Origin of the sequence: Paenibacillus polymyxa (genome assembly GCF_015710975.1) — a bacterium.
Classification (GTDB): domain Bacteria; phylum Bacillota; class Bacilli; order Paenibacillales; family Paenibacillaceae; genus Paenibacillus; species Paenibacillus polymyxa.
Genome location: NZ_CP049783.1, coordinates 1951133 through 1971280, shown reverse-complemented (window position 1 = coordinate 1971280; position 20148 = coordinate 1951133). Strand labels below are relative to the sequence as shown.

19 protein-coding genes are annotated in these 20148 nt (G+C 43.4%); 7 read left to right on the top strand and 12 right to left on the bottom strand.

Annotated elements, in window-relative coordinates; translation table 11 throughout:
• Positions 1–5 precede the first annotated feature (5 nt).
• Entirely contained in the window at positions 6–1301 is a 1296-nt protein-coding gene (locus G7035_RS08890; RefSeq protein WP_016822522.1) for a GntP family permease, read from the bottom strand.
• A 214-nt stretch (positions 1302–1515) separates the two neighbouring features.
• On the opposite strand from G7035_RS08890, the gene G7035_RS08885 reads away from it, so the two are divergent.
• Genes G7035_RS08885 through G7035_RS08875 form a run of 3 tightly spaced genes read left to right on the top strand, consistent with a single transcriptional unit; the run spans position 1516 to position 5151 of the window.
• Complete coding sequence (locus G7035_RS08885) at positions 1516–2247, top strand: GntR family transcriptional regulator (RefSeq protein WP_019689035.1); 732 nt, start codon at positions 1516–1518, stop codon at positions 2245–2247.
• Positions 2240–3778: a gluconokinase gene (gene gntK / locus G7035_RS08880; protein ID WP_019689036.1), complete on the top strand. Its 1539-nt coding sequence runs from the start codon at positions 2240–2242 to the stop codon at positions 3776–3778. The genes G7035_RS08885 and gntK overlap by 8 nt, the downstream gene beginning before the upstream one ends.
• Positions 3779–3804: 26 nt before the next feature.
• Entirely contained in the window at positions 3805–5151 is a 1347-nt protein-coding gene (locus tag G7035_RS08875; protein ID WP_019689037.1) for a GntP family permease, read from the top strand.
• Positions 5152–5258: 107 nt separating this feature from the next.
• Here the strand turns inward: G7035_RS08875 and G7035_RS08870 are convergent, their stop codons facing one another.
• The 5 genes from G7035_RS08870 to G7035_RS08850 form a co-directional block, all read right to left on the bottom strand.
• Positions 5259–5630, bottom strand: a complete 372-nt coding sequence (locus tag G7035_RS08870) for a DMT family transporter (RefSeq protein WP_019689038.1) — start codon at positions 5628–5630, stop codon at positions 5259–5261.
• Positions 5630–6181: a TetR/AcrR family transcriptional regulator gene (locus G7035_RS08865; protein WP_019689039.1), complete on the bottom strand. Its 552-nt coding sequence runs from the start codon at positions 6179–6181 to the stop codon at positions 5630–5632. Before G7035_RS08865 ends, G7035_RS08870 begins: the two co-directional genes overlap by 1 nt.
• A 188-nt stretch (positions 6182–6369) precedes the next feature.
• Entirely contained in the window at positions 6370–7326 is a 957-nt protein-coding gene (locus G7035_RS08860) for an endo-1,4-beta-xylanase (RefSeq protein WP_013373834.1), read from the bottom strand.
• 294 nt (positions 7327–7620) lie between these two features.
• A complete protein-coding gene (locus tag G7035_RS08855) occupies positions 7621–8559 on the bottom strand; it encodes an alpha/beta hydrolase (protein ID WP_017426037.1) in 939 nt (312 codons plus the stop codon).
• A gap of 32 nt (positions 8560–8591) precedes the next feature.
• Positions 8592–9653: an LLM class flavin-dependent oxidoreductase gene (locus G7035_RS08850; protein WP_019689040.1), complete on the bottom strand. Its 1062-nt coding sequence runs from the start codon at positions 9651–9653 to the stop codon at positions 8592–8594.
• A 321-nt stretch (positions 9654–9974) separates the two neighbouring features.
• Between G7035_RS08850 and G7035_RS08845 the strand changes: the two genes are divergently transcribed.
• On the top strand, positions 9975–10556 hold the full coding sequence (locus G7035_RS08845; protein ID WP_016324915.1) for a TetR/AcrR family transcriptional regulator: 582 nt from the start codon (positions 9975–9977) through the stop codon (positions 10554–10556).
• A 147-nt stretch (positions 10557–10703) separates the two neighbouring features.
• On the opposite strand, the gene G7035_RS08840 is transcribed toward G7035_RS08845, so the two are convergent.
• Positions 10704–11114: a YjdF family protein gene (locus G7035_RS08840; RefSeq protein ID WP_019689041.1), complete on the bottom strand. Its 411-nt coding sequence runs from the start codon at positions 11112–11114 to the stop codon at positions 10704–10706.
• 286 nt (positions 11115–11400) lie between these two features.
• Here G7035_RS08840 and G7035_RS08835 point away from each other — a divergent pair, with 286 nt between their 5' ends.
• Positions 11401–12846 carry a DEAD/DEAH box helicase gene (locus G7035_RS08835; protein ID WP_019689042.1) on the top strand — a complete coding sequence of 482 codons (1446 nt, stop codon included), beginning with the start codon at positions 11401–11403 and terminating at the stop codon, positions 12844–12846.
• 62 nt (positions 12847–12908) lie between these two features.
• Here G7035_RS08835 and G7035_RS08830 read toward each other — a convergent pair whose 3' ends face one another.
• Entirely contained in the window at positions 12909–13697 is a 789-nt protein-coding gene (locus tag G7035_RS08830; protein WP_230877842.1) for an elongation factor G, read from the bottom strand.
• A 271-nt stretch (positions 13698–13968) separates the two neighbouring features.
• Here G7035_RS08830 and G7035_RS08825 point away from each other — a divergent pair, with 271 nt between their 5' ends.
• The gene (locus tag G7035_RS08825; protein WP_019689044.1) at positions 13969–14559 is read left to right on the top strand and encodes an RNA polymerase sigma factor; all 591 of its coding nucleotides are present in this window, start codon (positions 13969–13971) and stop codon (positions 14557–14559) included.
• A complete protein-coding gene (locus G7035_RS08820; protein WP_019689045.1) occupies positions 14520–15587 on the top strand; it encodes a DUF4367 domain-containing protein in 1068 nt (355 codons plus the stop codon). Before G7035_RS08825 ends, G7035_RS08820 begins: the two co-directional genes overlap by 40 nt.
• Positions 15588–15677: 90 nt before the next feature.
• Here the strand turns inward: G7035_RS08820 and G7035_RS08815 are convergent, their stop codons facing one another.
• From G7035_RS08815 to G7035_RS08800, 4 genes are all read right to left on the bottom strand, one after another.
• Positions 15678–16253, bottom strand: a complete 576-nt coding sequence (locus tag G7035_RS08815) for a histidine phosphatase family protein (protein ID WP_019689046.1) — start codon at positions 16251–16253, stop codon at positions 15678–15680.
• Between the two features lie 173 nt (positions 16254–16426).
• Positions 16427–17137: an SDR family oxidoreductase gene (locus G7035_RS08810; RefSeq protein ID WP_019689047.1), complete on the bottom strand. Its 711-nt coding sequence runs from the start codon at positions 17135–17137 to the stop codon at positions 16427–16429.
• Positions 17138–17216: 79 nt separating this feature from the next.
• Positions 17217–17795, bottom strand: a complete 579-nt coding sequence (locus G7035_RS08805) for a TetR/AcrR family transcriptional regulator (RefSeq protein ID WP_019689048.1) — start codon at positions 17793–17795, stop codon at positions 17217–17219.
• Between the two features lie 366 nt (positions 17796–18161).
• Positions 18162–19661, bottom strand: a complete 1500-nt coding sequence (locus G7035_RS08800) for a malate:quinone oxidoreductase (protein ID WP_019689049.1) — start codon at positions 19659–19661, stop codon at positions 18162–18164.
• Positions 19662–20148 lie beyond the last annotated feature (487 nt).

The window sequence follows — 20148 nt, the reverse complement described above, 5'->3', positions numbered from 1 at the left end:
GAATATTAAAGTATGAATCCATACAATATGGTTGCTACAATCGCCATAGTTCCGCCCACAATAGCTTCATAAGGGATTAATCCCATCCGTTGCTTAATGCTCATTTTCATGCTGTCTGCCGTAACGTGGAAATAGTTGCCCTGTGGCAAGGAATCAATGACGGTAGCTCCTGTATGCACCATAACAGCAGCAGCTAACGGGGCTGTCCCCATGTTCAGAATGGCTTCCCCAAACGAGCCAGTCGCCAAAATAACGCCAGTTGAAGTCGATGCTGTGGCGGCCGCCATCAGAATCCCTGCAAGCGGTGCCAAAAATGTGCCAGAAACTCCCGAAGCCTCAATCAAGCCAACTACCTGAGCAGATAAATTAGACGCAGATATCAGACCCGCAATTCCGCCTGCACCGATCAAGATGAGCACGGTTGCCGTCATTTTATTCAAACCGGAAGCCGAATACTTCAGAATATTGCGACCTTGTCCCATGGCCAGCATACCCACAATCCCGGCAATCGGCAGAATGTACATCGCGTCGACCTTGAAATTCGACAGTGCTTCAATGCCAGAGATGGAACCAATCGGGTTAATCATCAGCAAAATAACGGCTACCACCGGAGCTACAATCGCCCGTCCCAATGCCGGGTACTTCGACGTATCGACATCACTATCCATAATATCCTGTTCGGATACCTTCACGCCCTTGTTTTTTAACATAGACGCCACCAGAACAGTCATGATTAATCCGCATATCGCGGGCACCACACCCGCCAACATCACGTGGCTTAAATCCAGATTAAACCCGCGTGCTGCCGCAATCGTATTGGGATTTGGAGAGATAATGTTTCCCGCCTTTCCGCCTCCAGACAAGGCCAGCAGGAGAGCCAGCTTGGAAATCCCCATTTTGTTCCCAACCGACAAAGCAATAGGTGCCACGATTAGCACTGCGACGGGAATAAATACGCCTACTGCTGTAATAATCATCGTCGCTAACGCTAGGGCAAGGATCGCTTTACTGCCGCCAAACTTCTTTACAATAGCCTGTGCAATTGTCTCCGCTGCCCCAGACTCCATCATCACGCCTGCTAATACACCGGCCGCGAGCACACGAATGACCGTCCCCATCACACTTTGCGTACCACTAATTAATACGCTGATCGTTTGCTCCAGATTGGCTCCGCCCAATAAAGCGCCTACAATAGCTCCCAAAAATAAAGCGTAAACCGGATTCAGCTTTCTTAATATCAAAATAATTGCAATAGCCAGCCCTGCTAGAGCTCCTATCCAACTGATCGTTAACCCTTCCATCTGTCTAACCCCCCGGGCAATTTTTGATTACGCTTTCATTATATCGATTGCAGCGTGTGAATTATATTGAAGAACAGACGAAATTGATTGTGCATTTGCACAAAAAGGACCGAACAGGCTCACAAAATCAATTTAATGAATACGCTTGCAAATTTAAAATTTTAGATTATAATACTTGTATACAAGTATACTTGATTAATGAGAAGGTGAATTTATGGTTCTGTCCAGTGAATTCCTATATCCCTCCAAATGGCTTCTCAAAGCCTCTGCTGGGGATCGTGTAACATCCGAGCTTAGAATGCGCATCATTTCTGGCGCAATTGAAAGCGGTACCATACTATCTGAAAATAAATTAGCTGCTGATTTTGCTGTAAGTCGCTCACCTATTCGTGAAGCGTTAAAAATACTGGCCTCCGAAAATATCATCCGACTCGAAAGAATGGGTGCGGTCGTTATTGGTCTATCAGAGAAAGAAATAGAAGAAATTTATGATGTTCGTCTACTTATAGAATCCTTCGTATTTGAACGTCTTATAAAGATGGACACTCATGACTTAGCAAAGGAACTTAGTAAAATACTCGAAATGATGAAAGTCGCAGTCAAATATAGTGATGCCGATGAGTTTTCATATCAAGATGTCTTGTTCCATGAAACGATTATTCGTGCAGTTAATCATTCATACATCCTGATGATCTGGAATAACCTAAAGCCCGTGATGGAAAGTCTCATTCTGTTGTCGATGCGTATGCGCTTCAAAGAAAAGTATGAAGACTTTACACGGATTGTAAAGAATCATGAGCTTTATATTGAAGCAATCCAGGCAAAAGATAGAGACCTTATGATTAAGTCTTTACATGAAAACTTTGATGATGTTCAAGGTAAAGTAGAAGACTTATGGATGTCCCAACAACTGCTGTCCAAAGGAGTCGTGCCACAAAATGACTAACTACATGTTAGGTATAGATATCGGAACCACCAGTACGAAGGCCGTTTTATTCAGTGACAAAGGCGAAGTTATCCAACAAGAAAATATCGGGTACCCGCTTTATACACCAGATATAGCGACAGCTGAACAAAATCCTGAGGAGATTTTTCAAGTAGTCCTACAAGCGACTTCGAATATCATGAAACATCACTCACAAAAAAAACTATCGTTTGTTTCATTTAGCAGTGCCATGCATAGTGTCATTGCCATGGATGAACATGATCAACCACTTACGCCTTGTATCACTTGGGCAGATAATCGCAGTGAAGCGTGGGCACATCAAATAAAAGAGGAGTTGAACGGCCAAGAGGTCTACAGACGAACAGGAACACCCATCCACCCCATGTCACCCTTAACTAAAATAGCTTGGATTGTGAATGACCTTCCTGAAATCGCTATCAAAGTTAAAAAATATATCGGAATTAAAGAATACATTTTCAAAAAAATCTTTGATTTATATGTTGTTGATTATTCCCTAGCTTCAGCCATGGGCATGATGAATCTCGAAAAGCTGGATTGGGATGAAGAAGCATTAAAAATTGCGGGTATAACCCCTTCTCAACTATCTGAGCTCGTGCCCACAACCAAAATATTTACCGACTGTAATTCAGATTTAGCAAAAAAGATGGGGATCGATCCACAAACACCATTTGTCATTGGGGCCAGCGATGGAGTTCTCTCTAATCTAGGTGTCAATGCGATACGAAAAGGCGAAGTTGCCGTCACTATTGGGACAAGCGGTGCCATTCGAACCATCATAGACAAGCCGCAAACAGATGAAAAGGGAAGAATATTTTGTTATGCCTTAACGGAAAAGCACTGGGTCATTGGCGGACCGGTAAACAATGGCGGGATGGTTCTTCGCTGGATTCGTGACGAGCTTGCCTCATCAGAAGTAGAAACAGCGAAACGACTAGGAATTGATCCATATGATGTGTTAACCAAAATTGCTGAACGCGTAAGGCCCGGGTCTGATGGATTGTTATTCCATCCCTACCTAGCTGGTGAACGTGCTCCCTTATGGAATCCAGACGTACGTGGCTCATTCTTCGGTTTAACGATGTCGCATAAGAAAGAACATATGATTCGCGCAGCCTTAGAAGGAGTCATTTACAATTTATACACCGTATTTTTGGCCTTAACCGAATGCATGGATGGTCCCGTGACCCGAATCCAAGCTACAGGAGGCTTTGCAAGGTCAGATGTTTGGCGGCAAATGATGTCTGATATATTCGCATCTGAAGTCGTCGTTCCAGAAAGCTACGAAAGTTCTTGTCTAGGAGCTTGTATTTTAGGCTTGTATGCCACTGGAAAAATCCAATCATTTGAAGTGGTTTCTGAAATGATTGGCAGTACCAACAAACATGCACCCAAAGAAGAAGCAACCAAGGAATATAGGAAGTTGCTACCGATTTTCATTAACCTATCCAGAGTATTGGAAGAAGATTATACACGGATTGCTCATTACCAAAGAGGCTTAATTAAACACTAAAAGGATAAATACAGGGGGTAATTACAATGCCATTAGTCGTTGTAGGGATTGGAATTTTAGCATTACTCGTTTTAATCATGGGCTTCAAATTAAACACCTTCATTTCCTTAATCATTGTATCGTTCGGTGTAGCCTTAGCCCTTGGAATGCCATTAGAGGAAATTGTTAAAACCATTGAAGCTGGATTGGGCGGAACATTGGGTCACTTAGCGTTAATCTTTGGACTCGGAGCGATGTTAGGGAAGTTGATCGCGGATTCTGGTGGTGCCCAAAGAATTGCCATGACCCTCGTTGACAAATTTGGTGAAAAAAATATTCAATGGGCGGTCGTAGCTGCTACATTCATTATCGGGATTGCGTTATTTTTTGAAGTAGGGTTAGTATTATTAATCCCAATTGTATTTGCCATTTCAAAAGAATTAAAGGTTTCTATCTTATATCTCGGTATTCCGATGGTCGCTGCTTTATCCGTCACACATGGTTTCTTACCTCCACATCCAGGACCAACCGTGATTGCTGGTGAATATGGCGCCAACCTTGGTGAGGTTTTACTTTATGGCTTCATTATTGCTATCCCAACCGTTATTTTGGCTGGCCCTGTATTTACGAAGCTTGCCAAAAAACTCGTACCTGCATCATTTACGAAAACCGGTAATATTGCCTCTTTAGGTGAACAGAAAGTATTTAAGTCTGAGGAAACTCCTGGATTCGGAATCAGTGTATTTACGGCAATGCTTCCTGTCATTTTAATGTCGATTGCTACGATTATTACCTTGTTTCAAAAAACAATGGGATTTGAGGATAATAGTTTACTGGCAGCTATCCGTTTTATTGGTGATGCATCAACATCCATGTTGATTTCCTTACTGGTTGCCGTCTATACCATGGGAATCGCAAGAAAAATTCCAATCAAAGATGTAATGGCATCTTGTACAACTGCTATTACTCATATTGGGATGATGCTCTTGATCATTGGGGGAGGCGGAGCCTTCAAACAAGTACTCATTAATGGCGGCGTAGGTGACTATGTAGCCGATTTATTCAATGGAACTACATTATCACCCATCCTGCTGGCCTGGATCATCGCTGCAATCTTACGTATTTCCCTAGGTTCTGCGACTGTTGCAGCCTTAACAACCGCTGGTTTAGTAATTCCGATGTTAGGACAATCTGACGTTAATCTTGCTTTAGTCGTGCTTGCCACGGGAGCGGGTAGCTTAATAGCTTCACATGTTAACGATGCCGGGTTCTGGATGTTTAAAGAGTATTTTGGTTTAAGCATGAAAGAAACCTTTGCCACCTGGACATTGCTTGAGACCATTATTTCTGTAGCCGGATTAGGATTCATCTTAGTACTAAGTTTATTCGTATAAGCCATGATTTCCGGGCGGTAGATCCCCCACTTATCTTTCTTAGAATCTCTAAGTCGATAAGTGAGGATCTACCGCCTCTTTACAAACTGGAGTGATATTATACTTTTTCATTTTTGGACAATTGAACTGGTTACTTCTGTTGTTCCTTTGGCCTCACCATGTCCTGCACCAAATAGGTTCAATACCACCACGCCAATAACAATTAAAGCAATCCCTACGATACTCCCTGTATTGATTTTCTCCTTCCAAATCAATACTGAAATCACCGTTGTAGCAACAGCCCCCACCCCTGACCAGATGGCATAGGTCATATTAAGAGGAAGTGTCTTGAGGGTTAGTGAAATAAAGAAGAAAGAGATTACAAACGCGACAATCGTGAATAGAGTGGGATACAGTCTCGTAAAACCTTCTGAAGCTTTAAGCATTGAAGTACCAATAAGCTCACTAGCAATAGAGATTGCCAAGAAAAAATAAGCCATCATTCATTCTCCTTTATATATGTCTTTAATTCTTCTATAATTTTTTGCTTCAATTCTTCATTGGGAAGAGCAAGTCCAAACATTTCGGCAAACCACAAACCGTCTATAGCTAATCGGACGATCGTAGAACGGACCGGGTCCAATTCGTCGTTTTCGATTTTATTTTGGATATTCGCATACTCATCCTGAAGCAGCTTGAGCATGTGAGGGTTCGTAAATTGTGCTGCCGAGAGAGCGGTATACAGGTCACTTGCATCCTGATACCCGGAAAATGACGTATTCATATAAGCGCGAGTCCATCTACCTTGGGAATGTGTATCGTTTTCTGCCCTTTCATTAAATTCAGTGATAAAGCTGGTCGATAGCTGTTCAACCATTCCCAGAATCAATTCATCTTTATTCGGAAAATGGTAAAGCAATCCTCCCTTACTTACTCCCGCTTTCTTAGCAACCGCTTCTAACGTTAATTTTTCTACTCCTTCTTCTTGCACAATCATAGAAGCCGCTTTAAGTATTAATTCTCTTTTTAATGTTTTTTTAGTTGTGTTCATTCTGATCACCGCCCATTTAACTATACCGTCCGAACGGTTTTATTTCAAGTAAAAAATACGTTTAAGCTAAATAAAAAGAAGCCTTGGGCGTGTAACATTTCAGCCAAGACTTCTTCAAATAAACAACTACCCAGCCCGGATATTTAGCAAAAGTCCGCATCTGTTGGGTTTTAAGTGCCACCTATAGCTTATCTCTTCAGATACTGTCTCAACCATTGGAGCGCGGGGCGTTCCGTGCCGTTAGAGTTCAGCAGATGTGTACCATCTTTCCAAGTTTGTCCTTGGATATACCCCCAAAGCGTAACTCCCTTCACTGAGGGGTTTTGCCAAAGGACTGGAAACTTCTCTTTGTATCTGGCAAGTTGAGTATTATCATCCCCAGTTATATCCAGTTCCGACACATAGATCGGTAACCCGGTCGCCGACAGCTTATTTAGTACAGTATTCATCGTGTTGACTGAGACGTTGTCCATACTGAAATGGTGGCATTGAATGCCAATACCGTCAATCAGGCCTCTACTCTTGAGCTGATTAATAATATTGACATATTGGTCGGCTAAAGAAGGGTCGTTGATAATACCATAATCATTTATATGCAGTTTGGCATTCGGGAAAGCTTGTCTAGCCTGTTGAAACGACCATATGACCCAATCCCATCCGGTCGACCCGTCACCACCAATGGCATTGCGGTAGGACGGCTTCTGATGCAACGGCTCATTCACCACATCTACAAACGCCGCATTCGGATAGCGTTGACCTGCTGCTTTAATCCACTGAGTCACTTCCGCTTTCTGATCAGCAGCCGACAGTCCTTTAACCCATCCTGGCTCCTGGGCACCCCATACCAACGTATGGAACTTGAACGGGAAACCATTGCTACGGGCATAATTGTAGGCGGTATCCGCCTGCGACCAGTTCATGTTGTTACGACTGCCTTCAACCGATTCCCACTTAGTCGAGTTCTCCGGCGTCACTTGATTCCAGTATGTCCCGTAACTAGGAGGGACACTGCCCGCAATGATATTCCCCAGAAATTTGCTTCCATTTGCCAGGCCAGCATCAGCCTGGTTGACCAGAACAGAAGATAACAACACACCCGCCAACGCCAAGCTGCTCACCAACTTGCCCACTTTAGTTCTTAACATAAAATCTCCTCCTCACACGTATAATTTGATAATACTCTTCCTCAATAATTTAAGCGCTTACATTTCCAATTATAAGAATGAATAGTTGTTTTCTGCTACATGTGAAAGTATAGATTTTACCCGAAAAATCTTACATCATTGCAGAACAGCCACAACACGAATCCCAAACAACTCTGAAACGATAACAAAAGGCTGCTGCGAAAAGTGATATACTCCCTTCACAGTAGTAGGTTTTATTATTCAACCTGTCTATCTTCTTGGGAGCATATCACCTGAAGACCGCTCCTTAATTATTTAAGGATTAAGCGCTCTTGCAATCGCGTCTACATAACTTTGGCTGGCGCGTTGACTTACTTCTGCTTGAGGAACCATCCCTTCAAAATTGTGGAATGTGCCGGGATACAGATGAAATTCGACGTCAACGCCCGCTTGGGCAAGGCGTGCCACATATTCGATCGTCTCATCTCGGAATAGATCGAGCTGCCCTACGCACGTGTAGGTCGGCGGCAGACCAGCCAAGCTTTCTGCTCTCGACGGCACCGCATATGGGGAAACCTCGCTATCTTCGGTACGATTACCCAAGTACATGTTCCAGGCCGTCAAGTTGTTCTTCCGGCTCCATGGTGCATTATCGGCCGTAATTTCATGACTTGATGCCGTAACATTGCGGTCGTCGATCATCGGATATAGCGGCATTTGGAAGATAAGGGCTGGTCCGCCTTTGTCACGAGCCATTAAAGCAAGTGCTGCGGTTAGACCGCCACCCCCGCTTGCACCAGCAATTGCGACCCGGTCCAAGTCGATGCCCAGCAGCTCAGCTTCATCGGTCATCCACGTCAAAGCGGCATAACAGTCATCGATGGCAGCTGGGTAGGGGTGCTCGGGAGCAAGTCGATAATCGACCGATACGACGACGCAATTAGCCGCCTGCACGAAGCGTTCGCACAAAGCATCGTCCATATCAGGATGCCCCATTACATAGCCTCCCCCGTGAATCCACAGCATGGCCGGAAGCTTAACGTCAGTTCGCTGGGCAGGTTCGTAGATTTTGACTAATATCTCGCCTGCAACGCTCGGAATCATCCGGCTTGTCGTGCGTACGTGTTCCGACTGCTCAATAGGCGGACTCGACAAACAACTTCTGCTCAGTTCTAAATTCTCCTCCAGTTGAAAACCGGGGAATTGTGCAATTACTGACCTTAATTCTGGTAATAAACGATTTTCAAAATCCATGCGAATCACTCCTATGTTAGGTTATTTTATAGTTATAGTCTTTTTTCCGTCTCCGCTTCCCACTTGGCTATTTCCTTCCGCACTCGGGGTGCTACCTCTGTTCCAAGTAGCTCAATGGCTCTCATCACCTCGGCATGCGGCATCGTGCTTAACGGAACATACAGCATAAAGCGTGTAACACCAACATGCTTGCGAAGATGAATGATCTTCTGAGCAACCGTCTCGGGATCGCCAACATACAGCGCACCTTCAAAGCTGCGCGCGGCATCATAGCTGGAACGATCATAATGCGCCCAGCCTCGCTCCCTGCCCAATCTATTCATACCTGCCATCGTAGAAGGGAAATATGTATCTGCCGCTTGCTCATTATTCTCTCCGACAAATCCTATCGAGTGCGACCCAACCCTAAGCTGCGATTCATCATGACCAGCGTGCGCTGCTGCTTTCTTATAAAGCTGGACAAGCGGTGCAAAATTTATCGGGTTTCCTCCAATGATCGCCAGCATCAAGGGCAGTCCTAACAGACCTGCACGAATAGCAGAATCCTGCCTTCCCCCGCTGCCTACCCATATTGGTAAAGGGTTCTGAACTGGCCGTGGATACACGCCCAAATTGTTAATGGCTGGCCGATGACCGCCCTTCCAGATTACCTTTTCGGACTCCCGTATTTTAAGGAGAAGTTCCAAATGTTGTTCAAACAGCTCATCATAGTCATCCAAGTCATAGCCGAACAGAGGAAAAGACTCAATAAAAGAACCCCGACCCGCCATAATCTCGGCACGTCCATTTGAAATACCATCCAGCGTAGCAAAGTCTTGAAAAACGCGCACCGGATCAGCTGAAGAAAGCACCGTCACTGCACTGGTTAGCCGAATCCGTTGTGTCTGCGCTGCAGCCGCGGACAGCACCATTGCTGGTGAAGATGCCGAATAATCCTTTCGATGATGCTCACCTACACCAAACACATCAAGTCCCACTTGATCAGCAAGGATAATTTCCTCGACAACTTCACGCAACCGCTGTGCGTGACTTATCACTTCGCCTGTCTGAGCATCAGGCTTTGTCTCTACAAACGAGGTAATACCTATCTCCATGGTCTATCTCTCCCGTTCTAATAGCTTTCTTTGTGTGCCAATTGAATAACAATAAAATATCATACCAACCGGTATGTTATTTTTCCCAGTAAATATAACTCACAAAAAAGAATACTGTCAACAATCATAGTAAATTCACTTTGATTATTCTTTCATATTCACCTCCTCTTTTCGGGAAAGACCAACCCTCATTTGACAATTTTAAGGACTAATTATAAGATAATAACGTACCAATTGGTAATCAAATGAATGTCACTGAACATTATAATCAGATACATGGAGTCATTAAGAATAAAATCATGAGTAACGAGAGGTATTGTTATGGGACGAATCCGCGAATTTGACGAAGAGAAAGTTTTAGATGCAGCTATGCAAATATTTTGGGAAAAGGGATATGAAGCCACCTCATTAAGTGATTTAACTTCCAGAATGGAAATTCAACGCCCCAGTATATATTCCACTTTTGGGGGCAAAAAAGAATTGTTCGAAGCCGCGCTACGCAAATACACGATGTCCCGTGCTTCTCTGATCCGAACCAAACTTCAAAGCATTCCATCTGTAAAAGAAGCATTTCGTACCTTTTTTGAGGGTGTGGTTGAAGAGGAGTATGCGGAAAATCCTAGAAAAGGATGCTTTTGCATTAATACAATGGTTGAACTTGCGCCCCATGATGAGAAGTTTGAAATTCTTACAAGGGAGCATCAAATGTACCTAGCAGTCATTTTTCAAGAAACCATTGAACGAGGGATACAATCAGGTGAGCTTGAGATCGGACTAGATGCGAAGGCTGTATCACAGGCATTAGTTGTATCGTTAATTGGTCTGACCGTCATGATAAAGTCTCGTCCAGAGCGATCATTTATTGATAATACAATAGAAGTGACACTGACACTGCTTAAGTAATTTGGAATGGATTCATCTTAGCGGATAGCAATCTCTATACGACAGTTTAAAGGGCACCCAGTCGGGTGCCCTTTGTGTGTAACACATGTTTTCACATATGCTGAGATAAAACATGCGTTACAATTGCGGATAAGTATGGAGGTTTTATTAATGTCCGCGATGTTTTTCCTTCGCCTTTTTCTCCTTTAATTCCCTTATCCGTGCCTTCATAGATTCCCTTTGCTGTTTAGAGTAGGTACGTTTCTCCAACTTGCGCTTCTCATACTCTAACTTTAAGGCCTCTTGTGCGTTGGAAGAGACACCCTTCCGCCTTAATTCATACGCTGCCTGCCTTGCTAGCCGCTTCGGATTGACCTTCTTCGTTTCAGACCACTTTATAGCCACCTCTTGTGAAAGCCGACTAACAAGTTCCCACATTTCCTCACGGATAAAATGGAGAATTTCTTCGTCTTTAGGCTCTGTCCCAAAAATGTACCTGGCTGCCTTCAATTTCCCTTGGTCCTGCTCCTCCACGACTCCAACCCAATACTGTCCATCATGATAAATCGTAAGCTTCATTTGAATCCCCCTCATTTTAAATCGAAACGATGGACATCCCGAGGGGGGAAGGTTACTGACATGGCACTCTTGCAATATAGAGTCGTCCATGCGCCTGGACTACCAACCAGACTGTGTTTTTTCGTCTCAGAAAAAGTATAGTTGCCTTACTGGAAAACAGCAAGTTAATCGCTGATATATGTATTAGAGTGTAGCTGGAATAGAGTATACTGGTTGAGTATAAGTTCGATACACGATGACATGATATATGTAATGGTACTTAAATACAGCGCAGAAGAGGTTGAGAATGAGTCAAAAGCATTTTGCAGATTACCCATTAAGTGAAGAAATTGTGAGGGCTCTGAATAGCCTGGGCTATGAGACGCCAACAGAAATTCAAACGGAGGTTATTCCCGTTGCCCTTGAGAAGAAGGATCTTGTGGCCAAATCGCAAACAGGCAGCGGCAAAACAGCAGCATATGGTATTCCACTGTGTGAGCTAGTAGATTGGAATGAGAATAAACCCCAAGCTTTAATCCTGACACCAACCCGTGAACTCGCATTACAGGTTACTGAAGACATCACGAATATTGGACGCTTTAAGCGGATCAAAGCAACGCCCCTTTATGGGAAACATCCTTTTCATATACAAAAGGCCGAGCTAAAACAAAGAACACATGTGGCTGTTGGTACGCCTGGACGTGTACTGGATCACATTGAACGAGGCACGCTATCCTTAAATCGAATTGCCTATCTCGTGATTGATGAAGCTGACGAGATGCTGAATATGGGCTTTATCGAGCAGGTTCAGTCGATTATTCAGGCGTTGCCTAGTGACCGGGTTACGATGTTGTTTTCCGCTACTTATCCCGAAGATGTAGCCAAACTATCACGTAAATATATGAACGATCCTGTGGAAATTGAGATTAAGGCGACAGGTGTAACCACAGCCACGATTGATCATTCTCTTATTCAGGTGCGGGAGGCGGACAAGCTGGCTCTGCTACAGGATCTGCTCATTGTTGAGAACCCTGACAGCTGCATCATTTTCTGTCGTACGCAGGAGCATGTAGATACACTATTCAGAGCATTGGCTGACCTCGAATATCCATGTGATCGCATCCATGGCGGCATGGAGCAAGATGAGCGATTTGAGGTAATGAACGCATTCAGAAGGGGTCAATTCCGTTACTTAATCGCAACTGATGTAGCCGCCAGAGGGATTGATATCACGAATATCACCCATGTCATCAACTACGATATTCCCCTTGAAAAAGAAAGCTATGTTCATCGTACAGGCCGTACAGGACGTGCTGGCAAAACGGGGAAAGCCATTACTCTAATCACTCCTAAAGACAGCAACCGATTAGCTGATATTGAAGCATATATTGGATTTGCAATTCCGCAAGTAAAAGCCCCCTCAGAAGAGGCTGTAGATCTCCGCAGAGAAGATTTCGAGCGGAACCTACATGTAAAAACTGTGCTCAAAAACGACAAGCGCGAGCAATTAAACCAACAGATTATGAAGCTCAATTTTAACGGCGGTAAGAAGAAAAAACTTAGAGCTGTCGACTTTGTGGGTACCATCGCTAAGCTTGACGGGGTAACGGCAGATGATATCGGCATCATTACGATTCTGGATAATGTGACAGATGTTGAGATTCTGAATGGCAAGGGCCCACTGGTGCTTGAAATTATGAAGAATACGACCGTAAAGGGCAAGCTGTTAAAGGTACGCAAAGGGCATAAGTAGAAGGTACGCTGCATAAAAAGAGTGAGGCCATCCCGTCCAGAACAGCCAAAGGTTTTCGTAAGCTATACAGGCGGGATGGCCGAGTTCATCTCTTGTTCCTCTAATTCATCTTTCCATTTAGCGATATTATAAATGACTTTGAATTTCTCTTTTAACTGAGTAACACCTTCAACTGGCACATAGCTGTCCAATTCTATATGGAAGTCCGAAATATCTTTTTTATGGTTATACATCTCTTCTAGAATATCAATGATTGTGGAAAGTCTAGATTTAAACGATAACTTATAATCATCTTCGTCCCCGAGTATACATAGATTTTCTCCCCCTCTAAAAAAGGAGTTTTCTTCAAAATATAGCTTGTTACAGGTCATATGGACCTGCATCAATGGTTCGCATATTTGCCAATCTGCTTGCTGCATGGCGGTTTTGAGTGATATATGTGCTCCACTAATGTAATAATAATCTCGATAAAAACACATTGAACAAGAGGCCTTCATTATTTTAATTTTAGAATCTACAGCAGGATACCCTAATACAAATCCTTCAGCTAATAATTTCTTGGAAAAGTAATCTAACGATTTTACGAATAATTGGTATCCAAGCTCCTTACCTTCCTCATCATCTTTATGACAGCAATAATGAATAATATCTTCATTCACTTGTGTATTTTCATATCGATATCCCATTCCAGCCTTTAAACGATCAATATGAATTTCGACTCCTGCAAAGAGGTCATTCAAACTTGTTATTCTGGAATGATTGCCTTTCAAATTTATGTTTAAGTCAGCAGTACATTCTCTATAGAGTATACAGGTGTCTTTGATATCCAGTTTAATGTCTTGTCTTTTCATAAAATCAGCGATTTTCTTTAGATGCAAGTAATCCGTTCCTATAAAAATTATTTGGAATATCTTAATTTCATTTTACCATCCCCTCACTTCCACAATATACCTTTAACTCTATAAAACTAACTACGTGGGTGATAATTGTTCTGCTTTATCGTATTCTCTTAAAGAGTTGATAGCACACTTAAAAAAATTTTAGACAAGGTGTCCCTTTTGGTCATCTTCAATTGTTATACAGATATAGTTTGCTTTTTGATCAGAGGGGGTGCCTAAATCTTTGAATGAGGACATCGAATACAGAATCAAACGAGTTCAAGCCGGCGAAATCCAGAATTACGCCTACATTGTAAAGGAGTATCAGCGTCAGATTTTTGTGTACTGCTGGAGGCTATTAGGAAGTGAGCAGGAGGCAGAAGAGGCTGTGCAGGATATTTTCGTCAATGCTTTTGAGAAAATCAGCAGGTACAAGCCGACAGTGGGCTTCTCCTCCTGGCTGTATAAAATGGCCTATCATCACTGCCTGAACCTAATTCGCAGGAAGAATCTACAACGCAAATTTAAACTTACCCTGTTCACCTCAGCTGACATGACTTCAGACAGTGCAGCGCAGGTTATGGAACGTCAGCTTTTCAGTGAACCGCTGAGCCGAGCGTTGGACCAACTGAACGCGGAGGAGCGTAACCTGCTGGTGCTGCGCATTTTTGAAGAAAAAACATTTGGAGAAATCGGGGAAATCATGAACAAAAGCGAGGACGCTATCAAGAAAAAATACGGCAGGACAAAAACAAAGCTCAAAAAAATAATGGAGCCCCTAAAGGAGGACCAAAAATGCGTGAGTTACAAGACAGAATTCAAAAACAAAGCCTGAAATACACCGATCCGCAAGACAGGGGATTAAAAAACATGGACAAGCTAACCGAGCCAGAGAACGCTTTGAAAATTCAGGCTTTTGACGTCTCTGACAAAGTGATGGAACAGGTCTACCAAAAGGAGATGCCCAAAAAAGGAAATATCGGAAAAATCCATTTTCAGCCTCGCTTGACTGTCCCCATCATGATTTTGCTTTTTGTAGTAGGGGCCTCTGTGACCGGATACGCAGCTTCACAATATCTTGAGTTCCGCAACAGTAAGGGCGCCGTTGTATTAAATACCGCCAAAACACCTACCGAAACGGACGCCTCCAAAACGTATACCTCCACCTACGAACGGTGGAACGAAGAGGTGAAACGCCGTTTGCAACCAGGAGAATATGCTGCTTATTACGTCAAAGACGATTCCATGAATCAAAACAACCTATCTAATCCGGCCCTGTTTGCGTACAAACCGGCTGAACTTCCAAGTTTCAACAGCTTACAAGATGAAATCAAGCGGACTGAGGCTCCTTTATTCAACAACCCTACTCACCTACCGGATGGCTACAAGTTTGAATTTGGATACGTCTATCCAGTCGCTGCATATCCTGGAATGATGGATAAAAAGGAATATCGCGCTTTAACCGATCAACTGATGCAACAGGCCAAAGCTGCACCGGAGGGTGAAAATCTGTTTATTCAAAAGCTAAGCTGGGACAAGTCAGACTCCTCCTTTGCCCGGTATGCGAGAGGAAACGACTATGTAACCATTACCGTCACCAAATACACTCCTGAAGTCACGAAGACGACCATCATGCAAAATGAACAGGATTCCGCTGAGCAAGTGACAATCAAAGGAACCAAGGTCTATTACATCAGGGCAAGTGAAGCAAGCAAGCCCTTGGAAGCAGGAAAAAACCGACTGGGATGGCTCGATGAAAAAAGACATTTACACTACAACATATCCGATAACCAAGACAGCCCGCTGACCAAAGAAGATTTGGTTAAAATAGCCGAAGATTTGCTTAATGGTTCACCACAATAGCTGCAATGGTAAGATTTAAAAAGAGACTGCCCTTCGCCAAGGGTAGTCTCTTTTTAAAGAATAGTCCCTATACCATTTCCTCACAAACCACTACCGCATACACCATAACCTTTTTACCTCGACTAACTCCTGATCGTTGAACTTCATTCTGTATACATCTGGTTTGGATGTGTGTAGTAGAAAATCCATGTCGTACTGCTTGTCATAATACCCCATCATTAAAGTCATAACAGCCCCATGAGTGCCTAATGCAACTTTCTGTCCTCGATAGGTTTTTAACAATTCTTTTAGAACTGCTATACTTCGGTTCTGACAAATCGTATTAGACTCTCCTCCCTGTAAGGCAAAGTTTGGATCAGAAAATGACTTATCTAATAAAGGGAATAATTCCTCATCGGGCATTCGGTGGTCTTCATTCAAAAAGATCCTTTCTTTAAGATCTTCGAATACCAAAACTTCTTGTCCTGAACGCCGAGCCAGCTCTTGAATGGTCAGAATTGCTCGTTGATATGGACTTGAAACGAAAACCTCGATCCCCTCTCCTTTCAGTAATTCCGTTATTCGATAGGCATCTGACTTCCCTTTATCCGTCAACCCTCTAGTTCTTTCATTTCCTTCCGTCTTCGGTGATTCGCCATGTCTCACCATGTAAATGAAAGTTTCCAAAATAGCCTCCTTAAAGGATATCGTTTTGCTCTCGTGATTCCTGAAACCGCCCATTGGTTATAATTTTAGAGCAAATCCTTCGGTATGACCAATCCAGTCTGCACTCACCATACACGAATTGATAATTGCTGTTACAATGTCATAAATTATCTTTTTCTTTCATGCATAACGCTTTACCACGGAAGCTGATCATCCATGTAATAGAATCCGCCTGTTGGACCATCCTCTGGCAGGGTCGCCAGTCGGACCGCCGTTTTTGCCCCATCCTCCACCGACAGCTCCGCCTTTTCCCCACCCATTTGCGTTTTGACTAAGCCGGGGTGTACGGAATTGACCTTCAGATGCGTCCCGCCATTTTTTTGCGCCCAGTAGGCCGTCAGCATATTCAAAGCTGCTTTAGATGCCGCGTAAGCCGGGGTAGCAAGCCGCTGCACCCGTTCATTGGTCAACTGGAACTGAATCGAGCCTATAGCGCTGCTTTGGTTGACGATTCTGCCTGCTTTGCTCTTTAGCAGTAACGGCAACAGTGCTTCTGTAATCAAATAGGGTGCGAATGTGTTCACCTCAAAAGTATCTCTGAAAGCATCCCCTTCATAACCCGCTTTTTCTGCCAAAATGCCTGCATTGTTGACCAAAATGTCCAGCCGACCGTAAGTCTTCTCAATGAATTGCGCCAATTCCGCGATATGTGCAGAATTCGTCACCTCCAGCTTCACGCCGACTGCCTGAATGCCATCTTGCAATAGCCCGGCCGCTGCTTCATCTGCTGCTGTTTTCGTACGCGCAGCAACCAATACCGTTATCCCTTGCCGCCCCAATTGTCTGGCAACCTCCAGTCCGATTCCTTTGCTTGCTCCGGTAATTAACGCGATTTTGTTTGTCATGATTTATTTCCTCCTCATTTTTATAAAATTGAGAATGATCGTTCTAATAACATGAAAAAAATTTGTTTTCGTATATCGTCTATGTCTCTAAAATACGTAGATTTAACTCGGCTATCCGTTGCATCTTTTCTTTCGGAACGGAAGTCCGCACCATCACCCTCAGACCCGCTAAGGCATTTTGCAGATACTCAGCCAATTCCTTCGCTTCGTACTGCTGTGTGAATTCGCCGTTTTGCTGTCCCCACGTTACGATTTCTGCAAGCAGCTCCTCCGATTTTGCAAAGGCCTTCGTCGCTATCGCATCAATCTCCTCATCCCGAGCTGCTAATTCGACAGCCGAATTCACGAACATGCAACCGGGCGGTACGTCCTCTTCACCATTAATGATAAAGTCGAAAATGAACTGAAGTGCCTGCTTAGCCGTCTGGGATTGCTTGATCCCTGCCGCCCATCTACCGCTAACTCGCTCTCCGAATCGGTCCATCACTTTAAGAAACAGGGTGTGCTTGTCGGTAAAAGTATCATAGATACTTCTTCGATGGATCCCCATGTGCTCGACAAGATCATTCATCGAGGTTTTCTCATACCCCTGCTCCCAGAACAGCTTCATAGCTTTTTCCAGAACAACGTTTTCCTCAAATTCTTTGCTCCTGGCCATCGTAGCTACCCCCTGACCACTTAGAATAGGTTTGGATTAATTTTGCATGACCTTTTGGAAACGATCGTTCTACATTGGTCGCTGATATGTCTTTCTTCTCTGTCTGGCTTTATCCTAACATATCGGGAACGATCGGTAAAGAATTACTTTTCCTCCTTTATAGCCCGCTCCATGATTACTGTAATCGCTTTAGCAAACACCAATAAACACAGAAGGATTACAAAGTTTCGCACTCGTAAGCAAGCATTTTAGCGGTGGGAGCTACCCACCGCTTCACGTTGTTGCTTATGCGACTGAATACGTATTGTAAGATTACTTTGTATTTTATTAAAATATTTGGATGATCGAGTTACTAGCCATGTAAAATTAACGATGCAGCGGTTCTTTTTCGCCCAGACCCAGCACCTCTGTAGTGGTATTGTGGATCTGTTGGTAAAGCTCTGAGTTTTCCGCTAACGACAATCCATAAGAAGGAATCATCTCTTTTATTTTTGGTTCCCATTTTTCCATATGTTGTGGGAAGCATTTCTCTAATACCTCCAGCATAACGTGAACAGCAGTAGAAGCCCCCGGAGAAGCACCGAGCAATGCAGCCACCGATCCGTCAGCGGAACTAACCACTTCCGTACCAAATTGAAGGGTTCCTTTACCGCCCTCTGTATCTTTGATCACCTGCACACGCTGACCTGCTACCACGATATCCCAGTCCTCGATTTTGGCGTTGGGAATAAACTCGCGTAATTCCTCCAGGCGCTTTTCATTCGATAACATCACTTGCTGGATCAGGTATTTGGTCAATGCCATCTCTTTTGCCCCTGCCGCCAACATCGTGATGAGGTTATTGGGTTTTACGGAACCAATCAGGTCCAGATTTGAACCCGTTTTCAGGAACTTTGGTGAGAAGCCGGCAAACGGTCCAAACAGCAGCGCTTTTTGGTTACCGATGTATCTAGTATCCAGATGCGGGACAGACATAGGAGGAGCACCGACCTTCGCTTTACCGTATACTTTTGCATGATGCTGGGCGACCACTTTAGAATTGTTACATACCATAAATAGTCCACTTACCGGGAATCCCCCGATATATTTGGACTCAGGAATGCCAGTTCTTTGGAGTAAAGGTAGACTTCCGCCACCACCACCGATAAAAACGAATTTGGCAGTATGATATTCGATTTTTCCGTTATCCAGATTATGCACTTTGACTCTCCACGAGCCGTCGCTCGCACGTTTAATATCCTTTACACTATGCTTGTATTTAATCTCGACGTTTTTGCTTTTTAAATGGTCAAACAACATGCGTGTTAAAGCACCAAAGTTGACATCTGTTCCAGAGTCGATTTTGGTTGCCGCAATCGGTTCATTCAATGTACGACCTTCCATAATTAGCGGAATCCATTCCTTCAGCTTTTCAGGGTCATCGGAAAATTCCATGCCTTGAAATAGCGAAACACTTGAAAGCGCTTTAAAGCGCTTTTTTAAAAAAGATACGTTTTTTTCACCCATTACCAAACTCATATGGGGTATGGGCCTGATAAAGTCCTGTGGATTACGAATCAAATTACTGTTGACAAGAAAAGACCAAAACTGTCTTGAGAGCTGAAACTGTTCGTTGATATTAACCGCTTTACGAATATCTACAGATCCGTCCGCTTTTTCGGATGTGTAGTTCAGCTCGCACAGTGCAGCATGACCCGTGCCTGCATTATTCCATTCGTTAGAGCTTTCTTCTCCTGCACTTGCCAGTTTCTCAAACACTTTAATTTCCCATTCCGGTGCTAACTCTTTCAGCAATGATCCCAGAGTCGCGCTCATGACTCCGGCACCAATTAAGATAACGTCTGTATTTTTCTGAATACTATTCATAAAAACCTTCCTTATCTCTTATATTTGCAAAAAAGAGCAGGCCCTCCTGCTTAACTGACTCAAGAAGCAAGGCTCCACTCAGGAACATACCTTTTCTATCTCCATTATAACTTAAATATAATCATTTAAAAATTATATCTACTTTTATCTGATAATTATAAATCATTTCTGCTAAAAAGTGAGAATTTTCTTGCGAAAATAAAAATTGAACTCAGCTTTTTATAAGAAACATAGCTGATTTTGTTACTCTCGTGGAATACAGCTTCCCAATAATTAAATCAACAGTTTATGTATATGAATAACCAGGAATTGTTATGTAGGATTTCAAGAATTAATGCGCGATCCATCTGGACTGTACGCAAACTGTACAATGCATAGAAATCAAGTAAAATAAGGGACATAAGGCGAAGATCCCCCATGACCTGGGCTATTGTTGGAATATTTTCTTTTGTCAGGGAAGAACGGTTTTCGGACTGAAATGCTGAAG

Bases quoted from the DNA above. Each gene is read 5' to 3' on its own strand.
- G7035_RS08865 (WP_019689039.1), bottom strand. From the start codon at position 6,181: ATGAACACAACTAAAAAAACATTAAAAAGAGAATTAATACTTAAAGCG.
- G7035_RS08810 (WP_019689047.1), bottom strand. From the start codon at position 17,137: ATGACAAACAAAATCGCGTTAATTACCGGAGCAAGCAAAGGAATCGGA.
- G7035_RS08860 (WP_013373834.1), bottom strand. From the start codon at position 7,326: ATGTTAAGAACTAAAGTGGGCAAGTTGGTGAGCAGCTTGGCGTTGGCG.
- G7035_RS08885 (WP_019689035.1), top strand. From the start codon at position 1,516: ATGGTTCTGTCCAGTGAATTCCTATATCCCTCCAAATGGCTTCTCAAA.
- G7035_RS08840 (WP_019689041.1), bottom strand. From the start codon at position 11,114: ATGAAGCTTACGATTTATCATGATGGACAGTATTGGGTTGGAGTCGTG.
- G7035_RS08855 (WP_017426037.1), bottom strand. From the start codon at position 8,559: ATGGATTTTGAAAATCGTTTATTACCAGAATTAAGGTCAGTAATTGCA.
- gntK (WP_019689036.1), top strand. From the start codon at position 2,240: ATGACTAACTACATGTTAGGTATAGATATCGGAACCACCAGTACGAAG.
- G7035_RS08875 (WP_019689037.1), top strand. From the start codon at position 3,805: ATGCCATTAGTCGTTGTAGGGATTGGAATTTTAGCATTACTCGTTTTA.
- G7035_RS08850 (WP_019689040.1), bottom strand. From the start codon at position 9,653: ATGGAGATAGGTATTACCTCGTTTGTAGAGACAAAGCCTGATGCTCAG.
- G7035_RS08800 (WP_019689049.1), bottom strand. From the start codon at position 19,661: ATGAATAGTATTCAGAAAAATACAGACGTTATCTTAATTGGTGCCGGA.
- G7035_RS08845 (WP_016324915.1), top strand. From the start codon at position 9,975: ATGGGACGAATCCGCGAATTTGACGAAGAGAAAGTTTTAGATGCAGCT.
- G7035_RS08890 (WP_016822522.1), bottom strand. From the start codon at position 1,301: ATGGAAGGGTTAACGATCAGTTGGATAGGAGCTCTAGCAGGGCTGGCT.
- G7035_RS08820 (WP_019689045.1), top strand. From the start codon at position 14,520: ATGCGTGAGTTACAAGACAGAATTCAAAAACAAAGCCTGAAATACACC.
- G7035_RS08870 (WP_019689038.1), bottom strand. From the start codon at position 5,630: ATGGCTTATTTTTTCTTGGCAATCTCTATTGCTAGTGAGCTTATTGGT.
- G7035_RS08830 (WP_230877842.1), bottom strand. From the start codon at position 13,697: ATGAAAAGACAAGACATTAAACTGGATATCAAAGACACCTGTATACTC.
- G7035_RS08805 (WP_019689048.1), bottom strand. From the start codon at position 17,795: ATGGCCAGGAGCAAAGAATTTGAGGAAAACGTTGTTCTGGAAAAAGCT.
- G7035_RS08835 (WP_019689042.1), top strand. From the start codon at position 11,401: ATGAGTCAAAAGCATTTTGCAGATTACCCATTAAGTGAAGAAATTGTG.